20 protein-coding genes are annotated in these 23,443 nt (G+C 45.0%); 11 read left to right on the top strand and 9 right to left on the bottom strand.

The genetic code is table 11. The features are described from left to right. Positions 1-212 precede the first annotated feature (212 nt). Both JT717_RS26420 and JT717_RS26415 read left to right on the top strand, forming a co-directional pair. Positions 213-1,001, top strand: coding sequence for a sensor histidine kinase (locus JT717_RS26420; RefSeq protein ID WP_205514243.1), 789 nt, complete (start codon positions 213-215; stop codon positions 999-1,001). A gap of 47 nt (positions 1,002-1,048) precedes the next feature. Beyond that, entirely contained in the window at positions 1,049-1,711 is a 663-nt protein-coding gene (locus JT717_RS26415; protein ID WP_205514242.1) for a response regulator transcription factor, read from the top strand. Between the two features lie 63 nt (positions 1,712-1,774). Here the strand turns inward: JT717_RS26415 and JT717_RS26410 are convergent, their stop codons facing one another. Further along, the gene (locus tag JT717_RS26410) at positions 1,775-2,434 is read right to left on the bottom strand and encodes a response regulator transcription factor (protein ID WP_205514240.1); all 660 of its coding nucleotides are present in this window, start codon (positions 2,432-2,434) and stop codon (positions 1,775-1,777) included. Between the two features lie 896 nt (positions 2,435-3,330). On the opposite strand from JT717_RS26410, the gene JT717_RS26405 reads away from it, so the two are divergent. From JT717_RS26405 to JT717_RS26390, 4 genes are all read left to right on the top strand, one after another. Next, positions 3,331-3,723: a hypothetical protein gene (locus JT717_RS26405; RefSeq protein WP_205514239.1), complete on the top strand. Its 393-nt coding sequence runs from the start codon at positions 3,331-3,333 to the stop codon at positions 3,721-3,723. A 735-nt stretch (positions 3,724-4,458) separates the two neighbouring features. Continuing rightward, complete coding sequence (locus JT717_RS26400) at positions 4,459-5,304, top strand: sensor histidine kinase (RefSeq protein ID WP_205514238.1); 846 nt, start codon at positions 4,459-4,461, stop codon at positions 5,302-5,304. 144 nt (positions 5,305-5,448) lie between these two features. Then, positions 5,449-6,105: a response regulator transcription factor gene (locus JT717_RS26395; protein WP_014221254.1), complete on the top strand. Its 657-nt coding sequence runs from the start codon at positions 5,449-5,451 to the stop codon at positions 6,103-6,105. A 103-nt stretch (positions 6,106-6,208) separates the two neighbouring features. Then, positions 6,209-6,943, top strand: a complete 735-nt coding sequence (locus JT717_RS26390) for a hypothetical protein (protein ID WP_205514237.1) — start codon at positions 6,209-6,211, stop codon at positions 6,941-6,943. Positions 6,944-6,978: 35 nt separating this feature from the next. On the opposite strand, the gene JT717_RS26385 is transcribed toward JT717_RS26390, so the two are convergent. The 8 genes from JT717_RS26385 to JT717_RS26350 all read right to left on the bottom strand — a co-directional run bounded on the left by JT717_RS26385 (position 6,979) and on the right by JT717_RS26350 (position 14,343). Then, positions 6,979-7,641, bottom strand: a complete 663-nt coding sequence (locus JT717_RS26385) for a 3-oxoacid CoA-transferase subunit B (RefSeq protein ID WP_205514236.1) — start codon at positions 7,639-7,641, stop codon at positions 6,979-6,981. Positions 7,642-7,803: 162 nt separating this feature from the next. Beyond that, positions 7,804-8,505: a CoA transferase subunit A gene (locus tag JT717_RS26380; RefSeq protein ID WP_205514235.1), complete on the bottom strand. Its 702-nt coding sequence runs from the start codon at positions 8,503-8,505 to the stop codon at positions 7,804-7,806. Positions 8,506-8,569: 64 nt separating this feature from the next. Next, the gene (locus JT717_RS26375; protein ID WP_205514234.1) at positions 8,570-9,127 is read right to left on the bottom strand and encodes a DUF4296 domain-containing protein; all 558 of its coding nucleotides are present in this window, start codon (positions 9,125-9,127) and stop codon (positions 8,570-8,572) included. Further along, positions 9,124-10,047 carry a type IX secretion system protein PorD gene (porD, locus tag JT717_RS26370; RefSeq protein WP_205514233.1) on the bottom strand — a complete coding sequence of 308 codons (924 nt, stop codon included), beginning with the start codon at positions 10,045-10,047 and terminating at the stop codon, positions 9,124-9,126. Before porD ends, JT717_RS26375 begins: the two co-directional genes overlap by 4 nt. Beyond that, positions 10,040-11,236: a bifunctional phosphopantothenoylcysteine decarboxylase/phosphopantothenate--cysteine ligase CoaBC gene (gene coaBC, locus JT717_RS26365; RefSeq protein WP_205514232.1), complete on the bottom strand. Its 1,197-nt coding sequence runs from the start codon at positions 11,234-11,236 to the stop codon at positions 10,040-10,042. The genes porD and coaBC overlap by 8 nt, the downstream gene beginning before the upstream one ends. A 168-nt stretch (positions 11,237-11,404) precedes the next feature. Then, on the bottom strand, positions 11,405-11,746 hold the full coding sequence (locus JT717_RS26360; protein WP_081167337.1) for a DNA-directed RNA polymerase subunit omega: 342 nt from the start codon (positions 11,744-11,746) through the stop codon (positions 11,405-11,407). Beyond that, positions 11,721-12,536, bottom strand: coding sequence for an outer membrane protein assembly factor BamD (locus tag JT717_RS26355; RefSeq protein ID WP_205514230.1), 816 nt, complete (start codon positions 12,534-12,536; stop codon positions 11,721-11,723). Before JT717_RS26355 ends, JT717_RS26360 begins: the two co-directional genes overlap by 26 nt. A gap of 151 nt (positions 12,537-12,687) precedes the next feature. Then, a complete protein-coding gene (locus JT717_RS26350) occupies positions 12,688-14,343 on the bottom strand; it encodes an OmpA family protein (RefSeq protein WP_205514228.1) in 1,656 nt (551 codons plus the stop codon). A gap of 204 nt (positions 14,344-14,547) precedes the next feature. Here JT717_RS26350 and JT717_RS26345 point away from each other — a divergent pair, with 204 nt between their 5' ends. From JT717_RS26345 to JT717_RS26325, 5 genes are all read left to right on the top strand, one after another. Next, entirely contained in the window at positions 14,548-15,510 is a 963-nt protein-coding gene (locus JT717_RS26345; RefSeq protein WP_205514226.1) for a polyprenyl synthetase family protein, read from the top strand. Between the two features lie 83 nt (positions 15,511-15,593). Then, a complete protein-coding gene (recJ, locus tag JT717_RS26340) occupies positions 15,594-17,336 on the top strand; it encodes a single-stranded-DNA-specific exonuclease RecJ (RefSeq protein ID WP_205514224.1) in 1,743 nt (580 codons plus the stop codon). A 241-nt stretch (positions 17,337-17,577) separates the two neighbouring features. Further along, the gene (locus JT717_RS26335; RefSeq protein ID WP_205514222.1) at positions 17,578-18,477 is read left to right on the top strand and encodes a helix-turn-helix domain-containing protein; all 900 of its coding nucleotides are present in this window, start codon (positions 17,578-17,580) and stop codon (positions 18,475-18,477) included. A 464-nt stretch (positions 18,478-18,941) separates the two neighbouring features. Continuing rightward, positions 18,942-20,057 (top strand): efflux RND transporter periplasmic adaptor subunit, encoded by a 1,116-nt coding sequence (locus JT717_RS26330; protein ID WP_240348443.1) that lies wholly within the window; start codon positions 18,942-18,944, stop codon positions 20,055-20,057. A 151-nt stretch (positions 20,058-20,208) separates the two neighbouring features. Then, the gene (locus JT717_RS26325) at positions 20,209-23,367 is read left to right on the top strand and encodes an efflux RND transporter permease subunit (protein WP_205514218.1); all 3,159 of its coding nucleotides are present in this window, start codon (positions 20,209-20,211) and stop codon (positions 23,365-23,367) included. The last annotated feature ends 76 nt before the right edge of the window (positions 23,368-23,443 follow it).

Genomic DNA, 23,443 nt, shown 5'->3' with positions numbered 1-23,443 from the left:
AACAATATTCCCGGTGTTTTTTCACTTTCCGCTTCTTTCAAAAGGCAGTAGTTTGGTGATTCAATGATCTGGCTGAATGAGCCTCCTTGTAAAAACCACCAAATATTACGACATGTTCTCATCTGATAAAATAGGTAATAGTACGGTAGTTATTGTTTGTTCCTTTATTTTTCTTTGTTAGCATTATGTAATTACCAATACCAACCTTGTCTATGCCCGGGGAACAACATACCATCATTGTTTTTATAGTAGTTACTACACTTTTTATACTCATACTCATCTCTTTTATTGTCTTTATTTTATTCCTGTACCAACGCAGGCAGATCTCTTATCAGAAAGGCCTCGAGATCTTAAAGTCGGACTTTGAGAAAACACTTTTAACGACCCAGCTCGAAATACAGGAGCAAACCTTTCAGAATATTTCCCGTGAAATTCACGACAACATTGGTCTTTCACTTACCCTGGCCAAACTGAACCTCAATACCATCGACTGGAAGGATGCAAACAGTCCGCCCGAAAAGGTAAACGGCTCCATTCATTTTATTTCCCGGGCCATTGAAGACCTGAGTTATATCTCCAAAGCATTACATACGGACTTTATTGAGGAGAATGGTTTATTAAAAGCGCTGGAACTGGAAATAGGGAAAATTCAGAAGCTGGGCATATATAATATCCGGTACGATGTAACCGGCTCGCCGGTTTATATGCAAACCCAAAAAGAACTGGTTATTTTTCGTATCATACAGGAAGTGCTGAACAATTGTATCAAACATGCAGAAGCCACTGCCATTACCCTGCTGCTGAATTACCAAAGCGATTTTGTAGACATTGAATTGAGTGATAATGGAAAAGGATTTGCCCGCAGATCAGCCGCCACCGGCCCCGGAAAAGGCACCGGTTTAATGAATATCGTTAAACGCGCAGCGTTTATCGATGGCAGCTGCCAGGTAAATAGTTTTCCGGGTAAAGGCACTGCCGTACATTTGAAGATCCCTTATTGATCACCGGAAGACTAAACTGATCATTCGTTATACGACCCAAATAAACTATGAGCAATCCCGATTCTCCCATACTGGTAGCCCTGGCAGATGACCATATACTTTTACGCGATGCGCTGGCATCCCTGATCAATACGTTTGATAACTGTAAAGTGATTTTTACGGCATCTAACGGCCAGGAAACTCTGGAAAAGATCAAAAGTAATTTAATTCCCCATGTTCTTATTCTTGATCTGAATATGCCGCTGCTCGACGGTTACGATACCTCAGCCTGGTTGCATAAGCATTACCCCCACGTACATGTTTTAATGTTGACCATGTACGATACCGATCTAACGCTGATCCGCTTGTTACAAGCGGGTGTACGGGGCTTCCTGAAAAAGGATATTCATCCGGAAGAATTAAAATTTGCCATCCGCTCGGTGATGGAATCGGGCTACTATTATTCGCACCATGTAACCGGCAAGCTGGTGAACCTGTTCCGAAATACACTGGAAGACATTACACAAAAGAAAAACCTGCTCACTGAACAGGAATTGCAGTTCCTGAAACTGAGCTGCACTGAATTAACCTACAAAGAGATAGCAGGCCAAATGCATTTGAGCCCAAGAGCAGTCGATGCCTTGCGCGATCAGTTATTCAATCGTTTGGATGTAAAAAGCAGGGTGGGTTTAGCCATGTATGCCATCCGGCACGGTCTGGTAAGCTTTTAAAAAAGCGGGATAAGGAGCAATAGAAGACCAGGTGGCAGGGGGTTAATATAAAACAGGGAGTTATTAGTCGATCAGTTTGTTGCGCATACCGTACATGATCAGTCCGGCAATGGTTTTGGCCCCTACTTTTGATTTCATATTCTGGCGAATGGTTTCAATAGTACGTGGGCTCAGGAATACTTCTTTTGAGATTTCCTCGGTGGTTTTATCGGCTGCCAGCAATTTTAAAATGCGAAGTTCTTTTTCGGTGAACTTAACGGGGTTGGGGTAGAACTGCCGTACCTGTTTTTTGGTTTGTAATTTCGACAATACGGCTTTATTAACGAGATCATTAAAGTAAAAATCATCATTCATGCAGGTTAGTATAGCCTGATAGATCTCCTCAGGATCGGAGGTTTTGGTAAGATAAGCGTTGGCGCCCATTTCCATCATCTTGGTGATCATTTCCTGTTCGTCGTACATAGTCAGTACAACGATCTTCACATCACTGTATTCTTTACGCAATATTCCAATCGCGTTCACCCCATCTACTTCGGGCATACGAATATCCATGAGTAAAACGTCCGGCTTTTTGATCTGCATTTTATGCATCAGATCTTTACCATCTTCGGCTTCCCAAAGGATCTTCAGGTATTCTTTTCCTTTCAGCGCCATTTTAATGCCGTCGCGAAATATTTTATGATCGTCGGCAAGTGCTACTTTAATAACCAGTTCAGTGCTCATAATGGGTAAGGTTGGCTTATTAATGGGTTATAAGTTGTTCCGTTTAAGGTACCATATGCCCTACCGTTTAACCCCTTCATCCCTTTGATCTCGTGCGGGGCCCTAACCTTCAGGCAATATCGTATAAAAAAACGATTATACTCACTTTGTAAACGTTACTTTACCAGGATCAATCGAAATAGTACCAGTAATCTCACGACGCTTTTACGTATTTACCGGTAATTCCCGAACAATTAAAAAAGAGCAATTCCGCTATTGCGAACAGGCGGGTGGCCTACTATTTTTGTTTCAGAAGTTGATTGATAAGGATGGCAACCTTAAAATATCCAATATTCTGATTACCGTCCTAAAAAATAATTTCCAACGATCTTATGAATGCCACCTGTCAAATCCAATATCAGTCAACTTCTTCTTTTCATTTTTAAACTACACGACTTACCTCATCCTACGACTCAAGATCATATCCTTCAAAAACATAGTTCTGTTAATACCTGTTCACTCAGTTTGTATTTGCAATCAGTCAGCCGATAAAAGAAAAGGAAATTTTTATTGCAAGAGCTGTTACAGAACTGCGCCCCGTTTTTAAGATCCACCACTACTTAAGTAATAATACTAAACACGGTAAGCATTTTCACTTATCCACATTTGTGAACAACTACCTTGTCAAAGGCGGCTTTGCGAACTTTCACTATAGTAAATATACGGTAAAATACTAGAAAAACTCCCCCATTTTTCCTCGTAATATTTCTTAGTAAAATCCCCGGAAACGCAGGCCGGCAGTGCATTTGGAACAAAAGTACAGCATTTATGGGTGCTCGCAACCCGTTGTATATCTTTTTTTTTGGAGGTTTCTTACTAACCGGAACCACTTTTACAACCTCTAAAAACTTACTACTATGATGCAGACTGAACTCCTCACTAAAAACCGTAACATTGCGACAATTGGTGAAGAAATTACCCCTGAATTAGGCGCTGAATTGGTGAACAACTACCGTAAGGCCCATCCGAACGATGTTAAGGCGTACATTATCGGCAAAGACATTCTGACCCAGATCCTTGCTCAACCCGGTTGCGCCGGCATCCACTTCTACAATGCCATCAACGAACAAGGCCAGAAAACCCTGGTTTATGTTGGTCTCGATCAGGATGGAAAAGAAATGGTGAACTATACCGTAGTTACCGCCGACGCAGAAATTAAAAAACAAAAAGGTATTGTAGCCGACAGAAGCATCCCAACCCCCGGTGGTGGTGATATTTTCGGCGATGACGGCTGGTTTTATATTGATTAAGTAAACCCGAATCTCTATATTTGAGGTAAATGCCCCTGATATAGAGAGTTTACTCTTACATACCAGTATATATTCTTCTTTATTACCCGTAATTCTCTTTCTTGTCTTTTTAAGGCATACCAAAAGAAAGGAATTATGGGTAATCTTTATTTACTGCTTTTACTCGTTCCTGAATGATATAGTATTACTGAGCCTTTCGCTGAAACTATTCCTCAGCACCTACACCCTGGTAGAGTTCTTCCTTTTCAGTTATTTTACCTGGCTCATTATTGAGAGTAAACAATTTAAAAAGATCATTGCCATAGTTTCCCTCTTGTTCATTATATTTATCTGTTATTACTTCTTTACCACAAAATGGAACGCTTTTGATTCAGTGCCAGTAGCCTGTGAATCGATACTGATTTTCACTTTTTCCCTGTATTATTTATTTGAGCAGATAAACAAACCACGGGTGCTGTTTATATATAATACCTCCATGTTCTGGATAATCCTTGGTTTCCTGGTGTATTTAGCCGGGTCTTTTTTTATATATACCTTTGCAGACGAAATAGACAGGGAGGATCTGGATAAATTTTGGTTTATAACTTTCATCTTTAATGCCATAAAAAATATTTTCTTTAGCATCGCTTTTTCGCGGAGAGAAGCAAAGGACAAAAGCAGTTCCAGCCTGTCCTCATATGATAATTATTTTAAAAACCCCTATAACCCATTATAAGCTCAGCGTCTGATATACTAATGATCTTGCTGCAGGCCAATCACGGCACCAGCCAGTTTCCCATGGTCCTTTACTTTGGCACCATCGGCATGCTGGTACTTACTATCGGCCTTATCGTTTTCATTATCTTTCATCAACGCAAGGTTATCCGCTACCAGATGCAGCTGCAGCACCTGGAACAGGAACAACAAAAAATGTTGCTGAATGCATCCATCAGGCTGCAGGAAGAAGAAAGGCAGCGCATTGCGGCCGATCTGCACGACGATGCCGGCCCTTTGCTGGCCACAGCGCGTTTATACCTGAACGAAAACCTGGTAAACCTCGACAAGACCACCCAGCTGCAAAGCATTTACAATGCGAAGCAGATCATCGATGATACCATTCAGCTGATACGCAATATTTCACATAGCCTGATGCCGCCCACCCTTAAAAACTTCGGGTTGGAGTCGGCTGTGAACGACCTGTTCCAGAAGATCAGCGGCTCGGGCAGCATGAATGCCAGCTGCCGCTTTCACGATTACCGCGAACGCCTGCACGCAGACCAGGAACTGATCATCTTCAGGGTGATACAGGAACTGGTCAACAATATCCTGAAACATAGTAATGCCAGTTTTATTCATCTTACGCAGAACCTGAGTGGTAATAAATTGTATATTCGCCTCCATCATGACGGCCGCGGTATTACCCAGGCCGATTTTGATAAATTGAATAAAAGCAATGTTGGGCTGGGGTTGAAGAATATCCAAAGCAGGCTGAAGCTGCTGCACGGACGCATTTATTTCGAAAAAGATATTTCGCAAACGTATTATAAGGTAACTATCGAAATTCCCCGGCTGGAGGAAGAACCGGTAGCGCCACAGATATAATAGAATCGGTTCATATTTGATAAGGGCTACTAACATAAATGTGGAGCGGAATAAGTGTTTATACTAACGTAAGAATGCCAGACCCCCTGAATGCCTAAACACTGAAGATTTTTAGTAATTTAGTTTTGCCAATATCATAAACAGATGGGACCTATAAAAGTGGCTATTGCTGATGACCACAAAATATTCCGTAAAGGAGTTATATTGTCGTTAAGGCCTTATACAAACATTAAATTCGTACTCGAAGCTGAAAACGGTCAGGAACTGTTGGATAATTTACCAACTGCCCCTGAACAACCCGATGTTATTTTAATGGATTTACGCATGCCCTTAAAAGATGGCATCGAGACCACCAAAGTGATCGCCCGCCAGTATCCTAACATTCATGTAATAGCGCTCACGATGTATGAAGATGAACGGTTTGTAAGCCACATGATGGAAATTGGCGCCAATGGATATTTACTGAAAAGCGCCGACCCTTCCGAGATCAAGAAGGCCATTATGGAGGTGATGAGCAAGGGCTATTACCTTAACAACTTTGTGAACAGGATCCTTTTAAAAAAATCACACGCCCGGGTAAAAGTAGTACCAAGTTTAAACAGCGAAATCACATTGAGTGATCGCGAACGGGATGTGATCAAATACATCTGCATGGAGTTTACCGCCCATGAAATTGCACAAAAATTAGAGGTAAGTCCGCGAACAGTTGAAGCCATCAAAGACAGATTAATGGAACGCTTTGGTGCTAAGAACACGGCAGGCCTGGTTTTTTTTGCAGTTAAGAATAACCTGATTGATTAAACTCCCGGCAACTCTTTGACAAATAACTCAAAAACCGCCGGCATTATGTTGATACCCTTTTTTACAGCGTTTAAAAAACACAAGCCCCCTATGAAGAACCGGTTTGGCCCTGAACTCTTTCACCATGGTAGAAACCGGTGGTATATTTATTGTCCTGCCGCTGGTGGTAATGCTGTTGTCATTACTGCCTGTTTGCATTCTCTTTGTTCGTAAAGTAGCAATAAACACCCTACTTAACGTACTGAGCGTTCTTTGCCTTTCCGTCTTCCTGCACTACCTCAGCTTTTATTTTATTCAACCCCGTAACGTTGCTTTGCAAACCGGCTTTGCACTGGCCGCATTCACCCTCTCATTTTACCTGTTCAGGTTAATGATGCGTTCCAGCGCTGCAAAAGATATTATGAATATGCTCCTGGTATCATTCCTGTCGGTTGTGATCACTATTTACGCGCTGAAAGGTATCCCAGCTTATACAAGCACCCTTACCATCGTACAGGCAGCCCTGCTCACGGTACTGGCATTGGCCGTACTGTTCCAGCTGATCAGCGACCGGCAAATTGCCCTCGTAGATGAACCCGCATTCTGGATCGCAGGCGGTTTATTATCGTATTATGGAATGGTGCTTTTTATGGAGGCCATCGCCGGTAATCGCTCCACCGGCTCGCAACAGGTACAACTCGAAAAAGACCTTATTATAACGGTAGCTGATATATTACGAATGGTATTCTTTATAGTGGCCGCATGCATGGCCAGCAGGAACAATGGGCGACCCAATCATATAGAGGAACCTCCTCCCCCACCTCCGCCAACAAGGCGCCCGATCAAAATAAAGTACTAAGCCTGTATTCATCAGCCGGTTTGCAGATCAACATATCAGTTAATTGACATCTCCGGGATCTCCCCTTCTATCATCAGTTTGCCAAGCGTTTTATTACGGATCTCTTCCACCGTTATACCAGGGGCGCGTTCAATGAGTTTGAAACCGCCTTCCGGCAATACATCCAGTACCGCCAGGTCTGAAACGATCCGCTTTACACATTTAACGCCTGTCAATGGCAATGTGCAGGCAGGCAGGAGTTTGGATTCGCCTTTAGGGTTGGTATGCATCATAGCCACAATAATATTCTTCGCGCTGGCCACCAGGTCCATGGCGCCGCCCATTCCTTTCACCATTTTACCAGGTATTTTCCAGTTGGCAATGTCACCGTTTTCCGATACTTCCATAGCACCCAGTACCGTAAGGTCAACCTTGCCGGCCCTTATCATGCCAAAGCTTTCAGCACTGTCGAAGAAGGCGCCGCCGGGTATTACGGTCACCGTTTCTTTTCCTGCATTGATGAGATCAGGGTCTATGGCTGATTCAACCGGGTATGGTCCCATGCCCAGAATGCCATTTTCAGATTGCAGCATGATCGTCATTCCTTCAGGGATGTAATTAGCCACCAGGGTGGGAATACCGATGCCCAGGTTTACGTACATGCCGTCCTGTAATTCCTGGGCAATCCGTTTTGCGATGCCGTATTTATCTAAACCCATATTTCGGTTTCTTGTTTGTTGTTTATGGTTTGTGGTTACTCGCGCTCTGGGCTTTCTCTTTCCTTTTTCTCAATCCCTCATTTCCATTATTCATTGCTTATAATTCATTACGCAACTTTCTATATAATTGATACCCCATCTCTCATTTGCCATACTCATTCCTCATTTCCCATTCATACGTACGGTTCTCTTCTCGATGCGCTTTTCATAATTGGTTCCCTGAAAGATGCGATGTACATAAATGCCTGCCACATGAATATGATCAGGGTCAAGCTCACCCGGTTCAACGAGGTGTTCAACTTCAGCAATGGTAATTGTGCCTGCTTTGGCAATAGAGGTGGAAAAATTGCGGGTCGTTTTTCTGAATACGAGGTTGCCATAGCGGTCGCCTTTCCAGGCCTTTACCATGGCGAAATCGGCATGAAGCGCATATTCCATCAGGTACATCTTATTATTGAAGGCACGCACTTCTTTTCCATTGGCTATCTCGGTACCGTACCCGGCCGGGGTATAAAAAGCGGGAATACCCATACCAGCCATTTGAATGCGGGTAGCCAGGGTGCCCTGTGGAATAAGGTCAACTTCCAGTTCACCGCTTAAGAGCTGCCGTTCAAACTCGGCATTTTCGCCCACGTAAGAGGCCATCATTTTTTTTATCTGGCGGGTTTGCAACAACAGCCCCAGGCCAAAATTATCAACGCCGGCATTATTGGAGATACAGGTGAGGTCTTTAACGCCTTTGCGTGCGAGGGCCGCAATACAATTTTCAGGAATGCCGCATAAGCCAAACCCACCCAGCATAATGGTAGCATTATCAGGAACGTCGGCAATAGCTGCATCAGCATTGGCAACAACTTTTTGCATAGCAAGCAATTTATTGATAAAAATAAGGAACTGCGCTTCAACCTGCTAATACAAGGACCGTAATTTATGGTTTGGATTTCATCTTGAAAAGCGTATCGCTGCCTTTCACTTTTTTGAGGTTTAATCTGCTAACGCGGTTGGGAACATTAGATGAAGATGGAGCCGCAGCTGGAGATACCGGTTGAGCCGGAACAGCCTTCGCGCTATCTGCAGCTTTTGTACTATCTGTGGCTGGCGCCGGCTGTTGTACGTTGGCAGTATCTACTGGTTTGGGTTTATATAATTCCTCGCGCCGCCGGTTGGCCTGGGTGGCCAGGGAATCGAACATATCGCGGGCTATATCCGGCCGGCTCATATAGAATTTATAACTCCTGAGAAACTCGTCTTTTGAAACATTGTGCACTTCAAAAACCTGCGCATACAACTTGAAGGTTTCGCTCTTCAGATCGAGTGCGGAATCCCTGATAAAGGTTTCCCGGTAACGCTCGGCCTGGATCATATCCCATAAGACCTGCTGCATTTTATCCCTGGGCAAAACGCCCGCAGGCACTTTATCTTTATTAGTACAACTTATCAAACACCAAAGGGTCGCCATCATACATACCATTAATAGCCGCCTCATTTTAATTCCTGTTTATACGTATTGGAATTGGAGATATCTAACTTTTGTAACATTTCCCTTGCCTTTTGCCTTTCTTCGGGAGTGGCTTTTTTAAATATCCTGATGAGCTCCTGCGACTTTCCCTGGAAAAAGAACTGAACGATCATTGTATTGGGAATATCATTATTGAGCGTATTGATCAAACTGATCGCGTTCAGCACCGCACTACGGGCTTCTGCTTCTTTTTCATACATATAATCCATTCCCAGGCGGTAATAGCTATAAAAGGCATCATGTATGAGATTATACCGGTTGTTGGTAAGGTTCTCTGTTAACCAGTAGCGGTTACGCAGCCCGTCGAATGCTTTCCAGCCTGAAATATCCCTGCCCTCCGGCGCATTGTTCACAATATTCATGGCCTTTTGAAACCAGGGATCGCCGCCCCGCAATGAAAAGGAATCGAAATCGAGCCCGATGATCACATAGGCATAGTAAGCCAGGATAGCCGACAGGTTACTCACCATTGGATCAGAACCCGATACCCGGTTATCATTGAACTCAATATTCTGATATTCTACATATTTGAAAACAACGTTCTCGTCGAGGAAATTGATAAGCGGACATTCATAATTGGTATTGAAGACTGGGCGCGCAGCCTGTACCGTAAGCGTTGCCTTATACACATTACCACCCTGCGCCTCGCTGATATTCAATAAAAAATTACATACGATCTTTTCATTGGGCTGAAAAGTTTCCCTGGTCCATTTACGGTTGTTCAGGAAATTATTAAGCGCTGCCTGGCAGGTTTGGAAGGCTTTTTTATCGGCGGGTGTACCCAACCGGCTGGTGTTAATGGTTATCCGCGCTTTCAGCTCCTGGGCCGGCAGGCAAACCGGCGCCGCTACCATCAGGCAAAGTATCCATGCGATCTTTCTACACATATAGCAGGTTTACGATTCTATCAACGATATCTTTTGCTACTTGTTGTTTGGGCTTGCGCTCATACGGGATCTCGTTTCCGCCTTTTTCGAAAATAGTGACCTTGTTGGTATCATAGCCAAAACCGGCGCCCTCATCATTCAGGGAGTTCAGCACAATGATATCCGCATTCTTTGAGGCCAGCTTATCGAGGGCATATTGCCGTTCATTGGCTGTTTCAAGGGCAAATCCAGCCAGCACCTGTCCGTTACGCTTGAGTTGCCCCAGGCTTTTCAAAATATCCTTTGTTTTTGTCAGTTCTATAACCAGGGTGCCGCTTGTTTTCTTAATTTTTTCCGGGGCGGTTTCAACAGGGGTGTAGTCAGCTACCGCTGCACTCATTACCGCTATATCGGTAGTCGGAAATTCCGCCATACAGGTATCATACATCTGACCGGCGGTTTGCACTTTATGAACATAGATGCCGGGAAAACTGGTTTTAACAGCAGAGGGCCCCAACACCAGGTGCACTTCGGCTCCCCGGCTGGCCAATTCCTCGGCAATGGCCAATCCCATTTTGCCAGAAGAATGATTGCCAATAAATCTTACCGGGTCAATGGGCTCATAGGTGGGCCCTGCAGTCACCAGCGCCTTTTTACCTGCGAGGTCTTTTTTTCCGAAAAAGCTGTTTTCAAGGTATTGCATAATGGCCTCCGGTTCGGCCATGCGGCCATCGCCATATAAACCACTGGCCAACTCCCCTTTCTCAACAGGAATAATGCGGTTACCAAATGCTTCCAGCTTTTGCAGATTAGCCTGCGTGGCGGGGTGATGCCACATATCTTCATCCATGGCAGGCGCCACTACTACAGGGCAGGTGGCCGACAACCAGGTGGCCAGTAACATATTGTCGCACATGCCGTTGGCCATTTTGGCCAGGGTGTTGCAGCTTAGCGGCGCTACCACCATTACATCGGCCCAGCGGCCAAGCATAACGTGGTTCGACCAGGAGTCGTTATTAGCAAGTTCAGTGATAACCGGGTTCTTTGACAATGTTGCCAGGGTTAGCGGAGAAACGAATGCGGAGGCTGCGGGCGTCATTACCACCTTTACGTCGGCCCCTGCTTTTACAAGCAGGCGCACCAACAGAATAGACTTATAAGCAGCAATACTTCCGGTTACAGCCAGTAATATTTTTTTGTCCTGGAACATAATGGGTTAAAATTAGGTCTTTTACGTTAAACAAAGCGGGCAGCAGCGTGCCTTGATTGTCAACAATAACATAAATGCAACACGCTGGCAAACATTGTTCCACCTGTATAAAACTAAAAAGCGAAGGATATTATCCGTCGCTTTCCATACATTTTTTACCGCTATACATTAACTGAACAGGTCATCTTCGTTCTTGCGATAGTAGATCTTGTCATCCAGGAATTCCTGGGTAGCCAGCAGCGCCGGGTTAGGCATCCGCTCATAAGCCCTTGAGATCTCGATCTGCTCTTTATTCTCATGGATCTCTTCCAGGCTGTCGGTATGGCTGGCGAATTCTTCAAGTTTATTATGCAATTCTTCTTTCAGGGAGATATTGATCTGGTTAGCGCGTTTGGCAATAATGGCAATAGACTCGTACACATTGCCGGTTTTGCCTTTGATGGCGTTCAAATCCTTTGTTTCCGCCACATTAGCGGTGTTGGCGCTAATTTGTCTTCGTAATTTGCTCATTATTGTTGGCTTTAAGATTGTTTTTTGATAATGTCACGTAATTCTCAACTTCTTTTTTCCATTCGCTTTCCGGAAAACGGTCTATAAAATCATTACACTCCGTAATCACCTGTTCAAAACGAGTGGATTGCTTTTCAGGTATACTATTTACAGCAAATAAATAATAGGCCTTGATAACCTGCAATTTATATTCATCGCTTTTTTGCGAATCAGGAAAATCGTTCATTAAACTGGTAAAAGCGATCGCTGCAGCGCGGTAATGCCCCATATTATAATATAAGGTAGCGCTGGCAAATTCTTTAGTTTCCAGTTTGGCCCGGCATTTATCCATGATCTCAGCCGCCTCTTTGTTTTTGGGCGAGTTAGGATGCGTATTGATAAATGTTTGCATCAAACCGATCGTTTTCTGCGTATTGGTTTGATCGAGCTCGGGTTTGGGCGACTGCCGGTAGTAAGTATAGGCCCGCATAAATTCCATTTCCTCTGCTTTCGGACTGTTAGGAAAAACCTCTACAAATTGTTTGAACAGGTTTTCAGCCTGCAGCCAGTCTCGCAAATAATAAGAACAATATGCATATTTATAGAACAGGTCTTCAAACTGCGGCTGTCCCTTCATTAACGGAAAAAGCTCCTCGTATAATTGCTGGGCGTAGTGATATTTCTTAGCCACATAGTACTTCTCGGCCATGCGCAACTTATAGTCATAGTCGGTACTCTTCTGCACCTTCGAAAACCTGGAGCAGGACGCTACGCTTATGGCAATTATTACAATTAGTAAAGCTGAACGCATAAAAGTGGGCAAAGTTAAGGTTTTCCTGCAAATATGTATGGAAAGGTGCTGTAACCCAAAAACAAGCCGTTAAGATAAATATAAAAACCTTCCCCCGGCAAAACGGGGGAAGGTTATACTATTAGTTAAAGCAATTTAGCTAAAGTACTTTTTATCTGCCACGACGCAGGTTCGGGTGCGGAGCAGGCACTGTAGTAGGACCTTCTTCACCAGTTCCATCGCGCAGGTCTACGGTGTTGCAATCGCCACCTACTTCACCATATTTGAAGATGAAGCGGTCTTGATTAATACCTTCTTTATCAACCATGTAGCTGATAACGGCATTCACGCGATCCCAACTTAACTGTTGCTCAGATTTGCTTGAAGAGCAGTAACCGATAACAGCAATTTTACAGTTAGGATTATTCTTGATCTGCTGTGCAGCTGAAGCCAGCAGGGCTTTAGCGTCGTTGCTTAATGTGATTGATCTTGGTCTGAAAGTGATGCTTGGCAGATCACCGATACCACATTTGCCTCTGATGCCACCTTCTTCAATGATCTTCATCAGTGAATCGCAGCATGCAGGCGGAGGACATTTACCTACACCATCAGCATCAACAGGTTGACATTGTGTGGGGGTAACCAGTTCCTTGTCTTTGTAATCAGGTACGCCATCACCGTCAGTATCGCGGCTAACACCATGGCTATCAACAGGAGCGCCAGCAGGTGTGTTAGGCTCCTGGTCGAATTGGTCAGTGATACCATCGCCATCAGCATCGTCCAATACTGGTTTGGGGAGCTTCATGTGACGGGGTTTGTTAACCTCGTTGTAAGCATAATCCAGCGGATTCAGCCACCATAAAGGTTCAACAGCTTTGTTACCGATCGCTACGTTAATACCAACAGACAGGAAGTTGTAAGTATCATAGTCTCTTGTTTGCGCTGTAGCAGTACCAGGGCCGTTTTCCTGCCATTGGTTACCGTCTAACAGGTCAGACTTTGTGAAGGTCATTTTGTCTTCGATAGCGAGGCTCAGCCTTCTGTTCAGCTTAAATTGAACACCGAGACCAAGATTTCCCTGGAAACGGAAAGGTTTATCGAATAATTCGGGCTGGCCATTATCAAATTCACCTTCGGTTTCATAATCACCATCCAGAATGTCTTTCAGGTCGCTTTTAATATCTTTTCTGTCCTCATATTGAAAGCCAGTAGGACCATACTGATTCACAACGCTGGAGAAATCATATGGAGTATTGCCATTCAATGCGTCGATCTTTGTATCATACAGCATACCGCCCAAACCGGCAAAAGCGTAGATATTGAAGCTGCTCTTTGCTTTATGGAAACGAATGTTGCTTAATGTTACAACGCCCTGAATGCTCAGGTCATATATATTGGTCTTGTAGTTATAAAAAACCGGAGTACCTGCTGCATAGCCGGTAGTTGACCATGCTGGATTTTTTGACCAGTTTGTAGAAGGTTGGAAGTTCAAACCTTTGGTAGTACCAAAACCCAATTGACCTCTTAAAGAGAATACATAACCCAGTGCTTTACGGGCATGGATAGCAGCGCCGATACCGGGGAATCGGTTACGAACATCACCGGCAATGCTGAATGCACCTACCTGTAAGCCTAACTCCCATTGGTTACGGGGCTTGGCCGGGTAAGCGTAATTGTTTGCCATGAACTCGGTGTGCTGAGGTAATCTTTTAGAAGGAACAACAGAAGAATCCATTACATCATACGTACCACCCAACTGTGCATGGGAGACAGCAGATGCTAACAGAAACGATAAGCTTAGAAAACTTACGTACTTTTTGCTTGCCATAACTAAATTTTATGTGAAGGATTAAGTAACCTGAACTCAGAATCTGTGCAAAAATATTAATTGACAGCTAACTACCAAATTTTTTTCCCCAACACAATGTGCATTATCTTGCTGTCTTTCACACAGTAAGATCATTACAGAGCAAATTAAATGCCTCTTACGTTATACATTAATAAATAGTAATTTGCTCATCCTATTTTCCACATGAAGTTATCACTAGCAATATTACGAGAAGAATTACCCGAATTTGAACGGCAGTTTCATGATGCCGTAAAGAGCCAGGTTCCGCTCCTGAACAGGATTATGCGGTTTATTGTAAACCGGAAAGGCAAGCAATTGCGCCCTATGTTTGTGTTGCTTTCAGCCAAGTTATGCGGGCCCGTTAACGATACTACCTACCGGGCGGCATCCCTGGTAGAACTACTACATTCAGCTACCCTGGTACACGATGATGTGGTGGATGAATCTCTTGAACGTAGGGGATTTTTCTCTACATATGCGTTGTGGAAAAGCAAGGTATCCGTTTTGGTAGGCGACTACCTGCTGGCTAAAGGCATGTTGCTTTCGCTTGACCATGACGATTACCGGATCTTAAAGCTGTTATCTAACGCTATCAGGCAAATGAGTGAAGGCGAACTGCTGCAAATGGAAAAGGCCCGCTCCCTCAATTTTGAGGAAGATACCTATTTCGAGATCATTAAAGGTAAAACCGCTTCCCTGCTGGCATCGGCCTGCGCTTCCGGCGCCTGGTCAACTACCCAGAATGAGGCTGTCACTGAAAAAATGCGGGTCTTTGGAGAAAAAGTGGGCATGGCCTTCCAGATAAAAGATGACCTGTTCGACTATGGCAATGAAGCCATCGGAAAACCTACCGGTAACGACATACGGGAGAAGAAGCTGACCTTACCTTTAATATATACCTTACAAAATACCGACCCTGCCACCCGCCGCAAACTGGTTTATATTATCAAAAACCAGAATAAAGACCCCGAAAAAGTGCAGGAAGTGATAAATGTGGTGAAACAAACGGGCGGTATCAGCTATACTGAGAAAAAAATGTTTAGCTTCAGGGATGAAGCCCTGGCCATCTTACATGAGTTTGATAATATTGAAATACGTAACGGGCTCGAAGAACTGGTACGGTATACAACTGATAGAAAATACTAATACAAGGCTTAAGCATACAGGATACCTGGTCAGGCATCAACAACCTGACGCCTTCAGGTGCTAAATCCTGGGACTTTTTATATATGCTACAAAAGAGATGGAACATACTAACCGCGGAAGAAGAGAAAGTGCAGCAATTGTATGCGGGCCTTAAAATACATCCTGTTCTTTGTAAGATCCTCACCCAGCGATATATTGATAATTACGATAAAGCAAAACAGTTCTTCCGCCCCCAGCTTACCGACCTGCACGATCCACGTCTTATGAAGGATATGGATAAAGCCGTAGCCCGCATCATGAAAGCTTTTGACCAGCACGAAAAAATACTCGTTTTTGGCGATTATGATGTCGATGGCACCACTGCGGTTTCGTGTATGCTGCGTTTTCTACAAAAAGTGTATGATCCCAATAAAGTCGACTTTTACATCCCCCACCGGTACCGCGAAGGATATGGCGTATCAAAAAAAGGGATCGACTTTGCTATCGAGAACGGCTTTACCCTCGTTATTTCCCTCGACTGCGGCATAAAATCAGTTGATCTCATTCAATACGCCCGGGACAACGGTATCGATTTTATCGTGTGCGACCACCATATGCCCGATGAACTGCTGCCCCCGGCGGTAGCTATTTTGAATCCGAAGCAAAAAGACTGTAATTATCCCTTCAAAGAGCTCTGTGGCTGCGGCGTGGGATTTAAACTGATCTCGGCCCTGACCTCGGAGTTGAAACTCGACCAGTCTGCCTCCTTTGAATACCTCGACCTGGTAGCCACGGCCATTGCTGCTGACATCGTTCCCATGACCGGTGAGAACCGGGTACTGGCATTTTATGGACTGAAGAAAGCCAATGAGAATCCCAATTATGGCATCCTGGCGTTAAAGCAGCTGAGCGGCGTTCAAAAAGAATTGCATATCAATAGCCTGGTATTCATGATAGCACCGCGGGTAAATGCAGCCGGCCGGATGGATGATGCTCGCAAAGCGGTGCAAATGTTCATTGCCAATACGCCCCAGGAAGCCTTGCAGTTTGCAGAAATGCTGCATTCAGACAATACCGATCGCAAGGAAGCCGACAAGAACATCACCGAAGAAGCATTGGCCATCATCGAAAACAATGACCTGCTGCGCAGCCGCAAGTCTACCGTGATCTTCCAGTCCCACTGGCATAAAGGCGTGGTAGGTATTGTAGCATCCCGCCTTATAGATTATTACTACCGCCCTACGATCGTACTTACCCAATCGGGTGAATATGTAGCTGGTTCGGCACGCAGCGTTGCCGGCTTTAATGTATATGAAGCCATCCACCAGTGCAAGGATCTGCTGCTGGGTTATGGAGGACACTTCTATGCAGCAGGAATGACGCTGGCGTTGGATAAGGTAGAAGCCTTCCAGGCCAGGTTCGAAGAAGTAGTGTCCGCTACCATCACTCCTGAGCTGCTGACACCCGAGATCATCATCGATGCAGAAGTAGCTTTCAGGGACCTGAAGCAATCCTTTTACAATATCCTTCATCAAATGGAGCCTTTTGGCCCGGAAAATATGCGACCTTTGTTCGTTGTACGGAATGTTACCGACTCAGGTTATTCACGCATAGTAAAAGAACAACATATAAAGTTCTCGCTTCGGCAGGATAATATTTTATTCAATGGGATCGGCTTTGGCATGGCCAAGAAATTTCCATTGCTGGAGTCTAAAAAACCGGTAGATGTTGTATTTACATTGGATGAGAATGAATGGAACAATGAAAAGCACTTACAGCTAAGGGTTATAGATTTTCGCCTTGCAGAAGATGGAGCAGTTGGGCAAACACCGGCTGCCGGATCATGAAAAGCTGACCCTGTTACCTGCTTAAATGATTATGAACATTCGTTTGGATTTTGCATTATCTGCTGTATTTCAACCAAGCGGTCATTAGTTCCGCTTTAACAATCCATCCCCCGAAAAGGTTTACCGTTTAAAATTTTATGGTACAATAATGGGTCAGGCGCTAAGAGTTTGCCATTATTATAATATTTTTACTATCCACCCTGCATTGGGTGGTGTTCATCTGCTACCAAGTTGTGATTGTATGAAAAATAACCAGGCACTGATTCCAGTTTATGATATGGCAGCCTGCATACCAGGCACCAATTTCATAATTAAAAAAACCGAAGGTAACTCTGTACCATCCTATATGGCCATTCCGCACCGGCATACTGATTACAAGATCAGTTTTCTGCAGGAAGGGGAAGTAACACATTATACCGACTTCGAAAAATATACGATCAAAGCGCCCGCTTTATTAATGCTGGCGCCCGATCAGGTGCATCAGCAAACAGGCAACTCCTACTATAAAATGATGCACATTTCGTTCAATAAAGAATTCTTACTCACTGAAACCCAGGGTGTGCTTGCCTGTTGGGAATGTATGTTCAGCCAGGTGGTATTACCGGTAATGAACCAGGAGCAGGTACGTGAATTATCAGTTTATCTCGAGCTGATGTATCAGGAGTTCAAGGATAATAAACCACAAAAAGGCCTTATCCTGAAAAACCTGCTGAATGCCTTTATTATCTGCGCAGGCCGGCTGGTGAACTGTAAGAATGATACAGCCAGGAACGAAGTGCCGAATAGCGTAGTTAATATGGACTATTCGCAAAACCGCATTGTTCGTCAATTCAAATCACTCATCGATGAAAACTTTGTAAACTCCACTCAGGTAACACAGTATGCCGATATGCTTTATGTTACCCCCGGACATTTGAACGACCTCATAAAAACAGTTACCGGCAAAACAGCTAAACAAATTATCGACGAAAGAAGGATCCTGGAAGCCAAAAGGCTATTATTCTGGGGTGAGCACTCAGTAAAAGAAATTGCCGGCCGTCTCAACTTTGAAGACGATGCTTATTTTAACCGGTTCTTCAAAAAACATACAGGTAATACGCCTGCCTTATTCCAGAAACAAATCCGGGAAAAGTACAATTAATCCCCCAATAAGGTAAACTACTATCGTCGTAATGGTTATTACTTTTACATAATCATTTTTAACGGCAGGGAACATATCGACAGTTGAGCATTTATCGACAGCATGGCAGCGGCGACCTGTTGCATGGAAGCTATTTCTATTATCAGATCCACAAATGGATGAAGTTGGCCCAGACTTACCAACACCCGCTTTCGGCGGATCTAACCAAAGTTACAACAATGACACAGCATTTTTAACACCCACCTCCGGACACCTGAACATATCCGTGCCTATGTCAGCTGAAGCGGTATAACGCAACACCTGTGAAACCTGTGTTGAAAACGGTAACTACATACCGAACTTCAATGTAGTACGAATGCTTGCCCACAACGATTTATTGTATGTCATTTAAACCATGTATGATGAAACCTTTATATAACGTAGAAATCAGTACCAATTGGATTAAGCTGTTTACAGCGCTTGGTTTGGCTACAGCATTATATAGCTGTGCTAACAGTTCGGCTACCCCTGGAATGCATCAGCAGGGCGCACCGCAATTACCTGTATTGTCTGTTGCAACCACATCAGGCACCACCTTCCGTGAATATCCTGCTTCATTGGAAGGCAAAGTGAATGTAGAGATCAGGCCCCAGGTAGAAGGTTACCTGGAAAAGATCTATCCCGATGAAGGTGCTTATGTGAGAAAAGGGCAACCACTTTTCAGGATCGACGCCCGTACTTATAATGAGGCTTTGAACAATGCAAAGTCAACTTTACTCGCTGCCCAGGCCAATGTATCAAAAGCCCAGGTAGAAGTAGACCGTTTGACACCGCTTGTTCAAAACAATGTGATCTCGGAGGTGCAGCTGAAAACCGCAAAAGCCAACTACGATGCAGCAGTAGCAGCAGCCGAGCAGGCTAAAGCAGCTATAGCCAATGCACAGATCAATGTCGGCTATACGATAGTGAAAGCACCGGCCAGTGGTTATATTGGAAGGATCCCCTATAAAACAGGAAGCCTGGTTGGCAAAAATGACGCCTTAACCGTTCTTTCCGATATCAGTGAAATGTACGCTTACTTTTCATTGAGCGAGCAGGACTTTATCGCTTTCAAAAATCAATTTGCCGGAAACAGCATTGAAGAAAAAGTGAAAAAAGTGCCACCGGTTGAACTGGCCCTCGCCGATAACAGCATTTATCCTGTAAAAGGGAAGATCAGCACGATCGAAGGACAGTTCGATAAAACAACCGGCGCCATCAGCGTGCGCGCTACTTTCCCTAACCCCGGCGGCATCCTTCGCACCGGCAATACCGGAAAGGTTCGCATCCCCCAACTGTACAACGATGCAGTTGTAGTGCCTATCGAAGCAACATTTGAAGTGCAGGACAAAGTGTTTGTATTTGCCGTTGGCGATAGCAACAAAGTGGCCAGCAAGCCGATCAATATTTCGGGTAAAACAACCAATTACTACTTTGTTAAGGATGGATTGAAAGCCGGTGAAAAGATCGTCTTTTCCGGAGTTGGCAACCTGCAGGATGGTGTAGCGATAGTGCCTCAGCCAATTTCGACCGACAGTTTGCTGAAAGCGAAACCTCTATAATTCACAGAGTAGGAAGTAAGAGTAAAAAGCATGTAAGTCAGGGTTGAAACACTTTGACTATAGGGAGTTCTTGTGCCTGATAAACGCAAAATCCTGCCCCTGCTTTCTATCTCTTAGCTCGGATAACAGATTTCAATTCAAAAATTTTCCCATGTTAAAAAGATTTATTGAAAGACCGGTCCTATCAACGGTAGTTTCTATCATTCTGCTTTTGTTAGGCGGGCTGTCGCTTTTTACGCTGCCTGTTACGCTGTTCCCTGATATTGCGCCGCCGAGCGTTCAGGTAACGGCCCTGTACCCCGGCGCCAACGCCGAGGTAGTAGCACGCTCCGTAGCTACCCCGCTGGAAGAAGCCATCAACGGTGTGGAGAACATGACCTACATGACCTCCAACTCCAGTAACGATGGTAGTATGACGCTTACGGTGTACTTTAAGCAGGGTACCGATCCTGATATTGCCTCGGTGAACGTGCAGAACCGGGTATCAAAGGCCATCAGCCAGGTACCAACAGAAGTGGTTCAGGCAGGTATCTCCACCCAGAAAGTACAGAACAGTATCATCATGTTCGTGGCGCTTTCGAGTGACGATAAAGACAAATACGACGAGCTGTTCCTGGAAAACTATATCAAGATCAACCTGATCCCGGCCGTTCAACGTGTACCGGGTGTAGGTCAGGCCCTGGTATTCGGTACCAAGGATTACTCTATGCGTATCTGGTTAAAGCCCGATCGTTTGATCGCCAATAACCTGTCGCCCCAGGATGTACTGAGCGCCATCAAGGATCAGAACCTGGAAGCAGCTCCCGGCCGTTTGGGCCAGAGCAGCCGTGAAGTATTTGAATATGTATTGAAATATAAAGGCAAACTGAACCAGGGTGAGGAATACGAGAACATGATCATCAAGGCCAATCCCGACGGTTCTATGTTGCGCCTGAAAGACGTGGCCCGCGTTGAGTTCGGTTCTTACACCTACTCTACCAATTCCAGAATGGATGGCACTCCGGTATCGGGTTTTGCCGTGTTCCAGACGGCTGGTTCAAACGCGAATGACATTCTCACCGAAGTAGAAAGACTGCTGAAAGAATTTGAAAAAACACTTCCCAAAGGTCTTAAGACAACCGTCATGTACAACTCGAAAGAGTTCCTTGACGCATCCATCGACCAGGTAACAGAAACCCTGGTGATTGCCTTCATCCTGGTGTTCCTGGTAGTGTTCCTGTTCCTGCAGGATTTCCGTTCAACCCTGATCCCGGCCATTGCCGTTCCGGTGGCCATTATTGGTACCTTCTTCTTCATGCAGCTCTTTGGCTTTACCATCAACCTGCTTACCCTCTTTGCCCTCGTGTTGGCGATCGGTGTGGTGGTGGATGACGCCATTGTGGTAGTGGAAGCGGTGCACTCGAAAATGGAACATACGAATCTGCCGGCCCGGGCAGCCACGGTTCAGTCGATGAGCGAGATCTCGGGGGCCATCATCTCCATTACGCTTGTAATGGCGGCGGTGTTCATTCCGGTTGGATTTATGCAGGGCCCTGCCGGTGTATTCTACAGGCAGTTTGCCTTCACCCTGGCCATTGCGATCCTTATCTCTGCCGTAAACGCCCTTACGCTGAGCCCGGCCCTCTGTGCCCTGTTCCTGAAGAACCCACATGCTGGCGAAGGAAATGCACATGGCCCTAAAAAAGGATTTATGAGTCGTTTCTATGCCGGCTTCAATGCAGGTTTCAATGGAATGACCAACAGATATGTGCGCAGCCTGAAGTTCCTGGTGAGAAAGAAATGGATACCTATCACTTTACTGGTGATCATCACGCTGGGCGCCTTTTATATGGCGAAAAAAGCCCCCACAGGTTTTATCCCAACGGAAGACCAAGGCTTCGTACTGTTTGCAGTGAATACGCCTCCCGGTAGCTCACTCGAAAGAACTCACCAGGCCACCTTACAGATCGATAGCATCATTAAACAGGATCCTGCATACAATCACCTCTATGTGATCGATGGTTTGAACTTCATCAGCAATGCGAATGCATCGCCTTATGCAGCCGGTTTTATGCGATTGAAAGACTATGAAGAAAGAGGACCGGTTAAAAATCCTGATGAGATCGCTGCCGGACTGGTTGGAAAGGTACAACAGGTTAAAGGCGCAAATGCCTTTTTCTTCAACTTCCCAACCGTGCAGGGCTTTGGTAACGTGAGTGGTTTTGAGTTCATGTTGCAGGACCGCACCAACGGCCCGCTTGATAAACTCGGCGGTACGGCCTGGCAGTTCATCGGCGCCCTGATGCAAAGGCCCGAGATCGGATTCGCCTTTACCACTTTTGCAGCCAATAACCCGCAATACACTATTGAAGTGGATTATGCAAAAGCCAAACAGCTGGGGGTATCTATCAGCGAGCTGATGTCGACCATGCAGATCTACTATGGTAGTAGCTTCGTTACCGACTTCAACCGCTTTGGTAAATATTACCGCGTTATGGCACAGGCCGATGCAGCCTTCCGTAATGACTTCAATTCACTGGAAGGAATATATGTAAAGAACAACCAGGGTGAAATGGTACCAGCCAAAACACTGGTTTCCCTTAAACGTGTGTTTGGCCCTGAGACCGTTACCCGTAACAACCTGTTCAACGCTGTTACCATTAACGGTAGCCCCAAACCAGGTTTCAGTACCGGTGACGCCATTAAAGCCATTGAAGAAACCGCCGCAAAGGTGTTACCCAGAGGTTACTCGTATGAGTGGACCGGTGTAACACGCGAGGAAATTAAAACCGGTAACCAGCAGGTATTTATCTTCCTGCTGAGTGTATTGTTCGTGTACTTCCTGCTGGCAGCGCAATACGAAAGTTATATTCTGCCACTGGCGGTGATCCTCACCGTACCAACGGGCATATTAGGGGTATTCGCCTTTATTGGTTTCGCCGGCATCGATAACAATATCTACGTACAGATCGGTTTGATCATGCTGGTAGGTTTGTTGGCGAAGAACGCGATCCTGATCACGGAATATGCCGTTCAGCGCAGAAGAAATGGCATGGGACTGGTTGACGCCGCGCTGGAAGCATCGAGGCTCAGGCTTCGTCCGATCCTGATGACCTCCTTTGCCTTTATCGTGGGCTTATTGCCACTGGTATTTACCCATGGCGCATCTGCCCTCGGTAACCACTCCATTGGGGTGAGCGCCATTGGCGGTATGCTTACCGGTGTTATCCTTGGTGTGTTCATCATCCCGGTGCTGTTTGTAATATTCCAGTACCTGCAGGAGAAAGTGACCGGCCGCCCCGGGTTAAGAGAGATCAAGCTCAGCGAATAATCAATAATCATAGGTAAAGTGTGCCGTGCGCCAGCTGGCGGATGGCACACTTACTAACAAGTTCGAAAATCTAAAT

It is taken from the genome of Longitalea arenae (assembly GCF_016924755.1).
Classification (GTDB): domain Bacteria; phylum Bacteroidota; class Bacteroidia; order Chitinophagales; family Chitinophagaceae; genus Niastella; species Niastella arenae.
This window is presented reverse-complemented; position numbering and strand designations above follow the sequence as displayed.

Coding starts and splice junctions, on each gene's coding strand:
- JT717_RS26325 (WP_205514218.1), top strand. CDS start 20,209: ATGTTAAAAAGATTTATTGAAAGACCGGTCCTATCAACGGTAGTTTCT.
- JT717_RS26380 (WP_205514235.1), bottom strand. CDS start 8,505: ATGCAAAAAGTTGTTGCCAATGCTGATGCAGCTATTGCCGACGTTCCT.
- JT717_RS26420 (WP_205514243.1), top strand. CDS start 213: ATGCCCGGGGAACAACATACCATCATTGTTTTTATAGTAGTTACTACA.
- JT717_RS26350 (WP_205514228.1), bottom strand. CDS start 14,343: ATGGCAAGCAAAAAGTACGTAAGTTTTCTAAGCTTATCGTTTCTGTTA.
- JT717_RS26415 (WP_205514242.1), top strand. CDS start 1,049: ATGAGCAATCCCGATTCTCCCATACTGGTAGCCCTGGCAGATGACCAT.
- JT717_RS26395 (WP_014221254.1), top strand. CDS start 5,449: ATGGGACCTATAAAAGTGGCTATTGCTGATGACCACAAAATATTCCGT.
- JT717_RS26360 (WP_081167337.1), bottom strand. CDS start 11,746: ATGAGCAAATTACGAAGACAAATTAGCGCCAACACCGCTAATGTGGCG.
- JT717_RS26410 (WP_205514240.1), bottom strand. CDS start 2,434: ATGAGCACTGAACTGGTTATTAAAGTAGCACTTGCCGACGATCATAAA.
- JT717_RS26400 (WP_205514238.1), top strand. CDS start 4,459: ATGATCTTGCTGCAGGCCAATCACGGCACCAGCCAGTTTCCCATGGTC.
- JT717_RS26355 (WP_205514230.1), bottom strand. CDS start 12,536: ATGCGTTCAGCTTTACTAATTGTAATAATTGCCATAAGCGTAGCGTCC.
- JT717_RS26335 (WP_205514222.1), top strand. CDS start 17,578: ATGAAAAATAACCAGGCACTGATTCCAGTTTATGATATGGCAGCCTGC.
- JT717_RS26385 (WP_205514236.1), bottom strand. CDS start 7,641: ATGGGTTTAGATAAATACGGCATCGCAAAACGGATTGCCCAGGAATTA.
- JT717_RS26405 (WP_205514239.1), top strand. CDS start 3,331: ATGATGCAGACTGAACTCCTCACTAAAAACCGTAACATTGCGACAATT.
- coaBC (WP_205514232.1), bottom strand. CDS start 11,236: ATGTTCCAGGACAAAAAAATATTACTGGCTGTAACCGGAAGTATTGCT.
- porD (WP_205514233.1), bottom strand. CDS start 10,047: ATGTGTAGAAAGATCGCATGGATACTTTGCCTGATGGTAGCGGCGCCG.
- JT717_RS26375 (WP_205514234.1), bottom strand. CDS start 9,127: ATGAGGCGGCTATTAATGGTATGTATGATGGCGACCCTTTGGTGTTTG.
- JT717_RS26345 (WP_205514226.1), top strand. CDS start 14,548: ATGAAGTTATCACTAGCAATATTACGAGAAGAATTACCCGAATTTGAA.
- recJ (WP_205514224.1), top strand. CDS start 15,594: ATGCTACAAAAGAGATGGAACATACTAACCGCGGAAGAAGAGAAAGTG.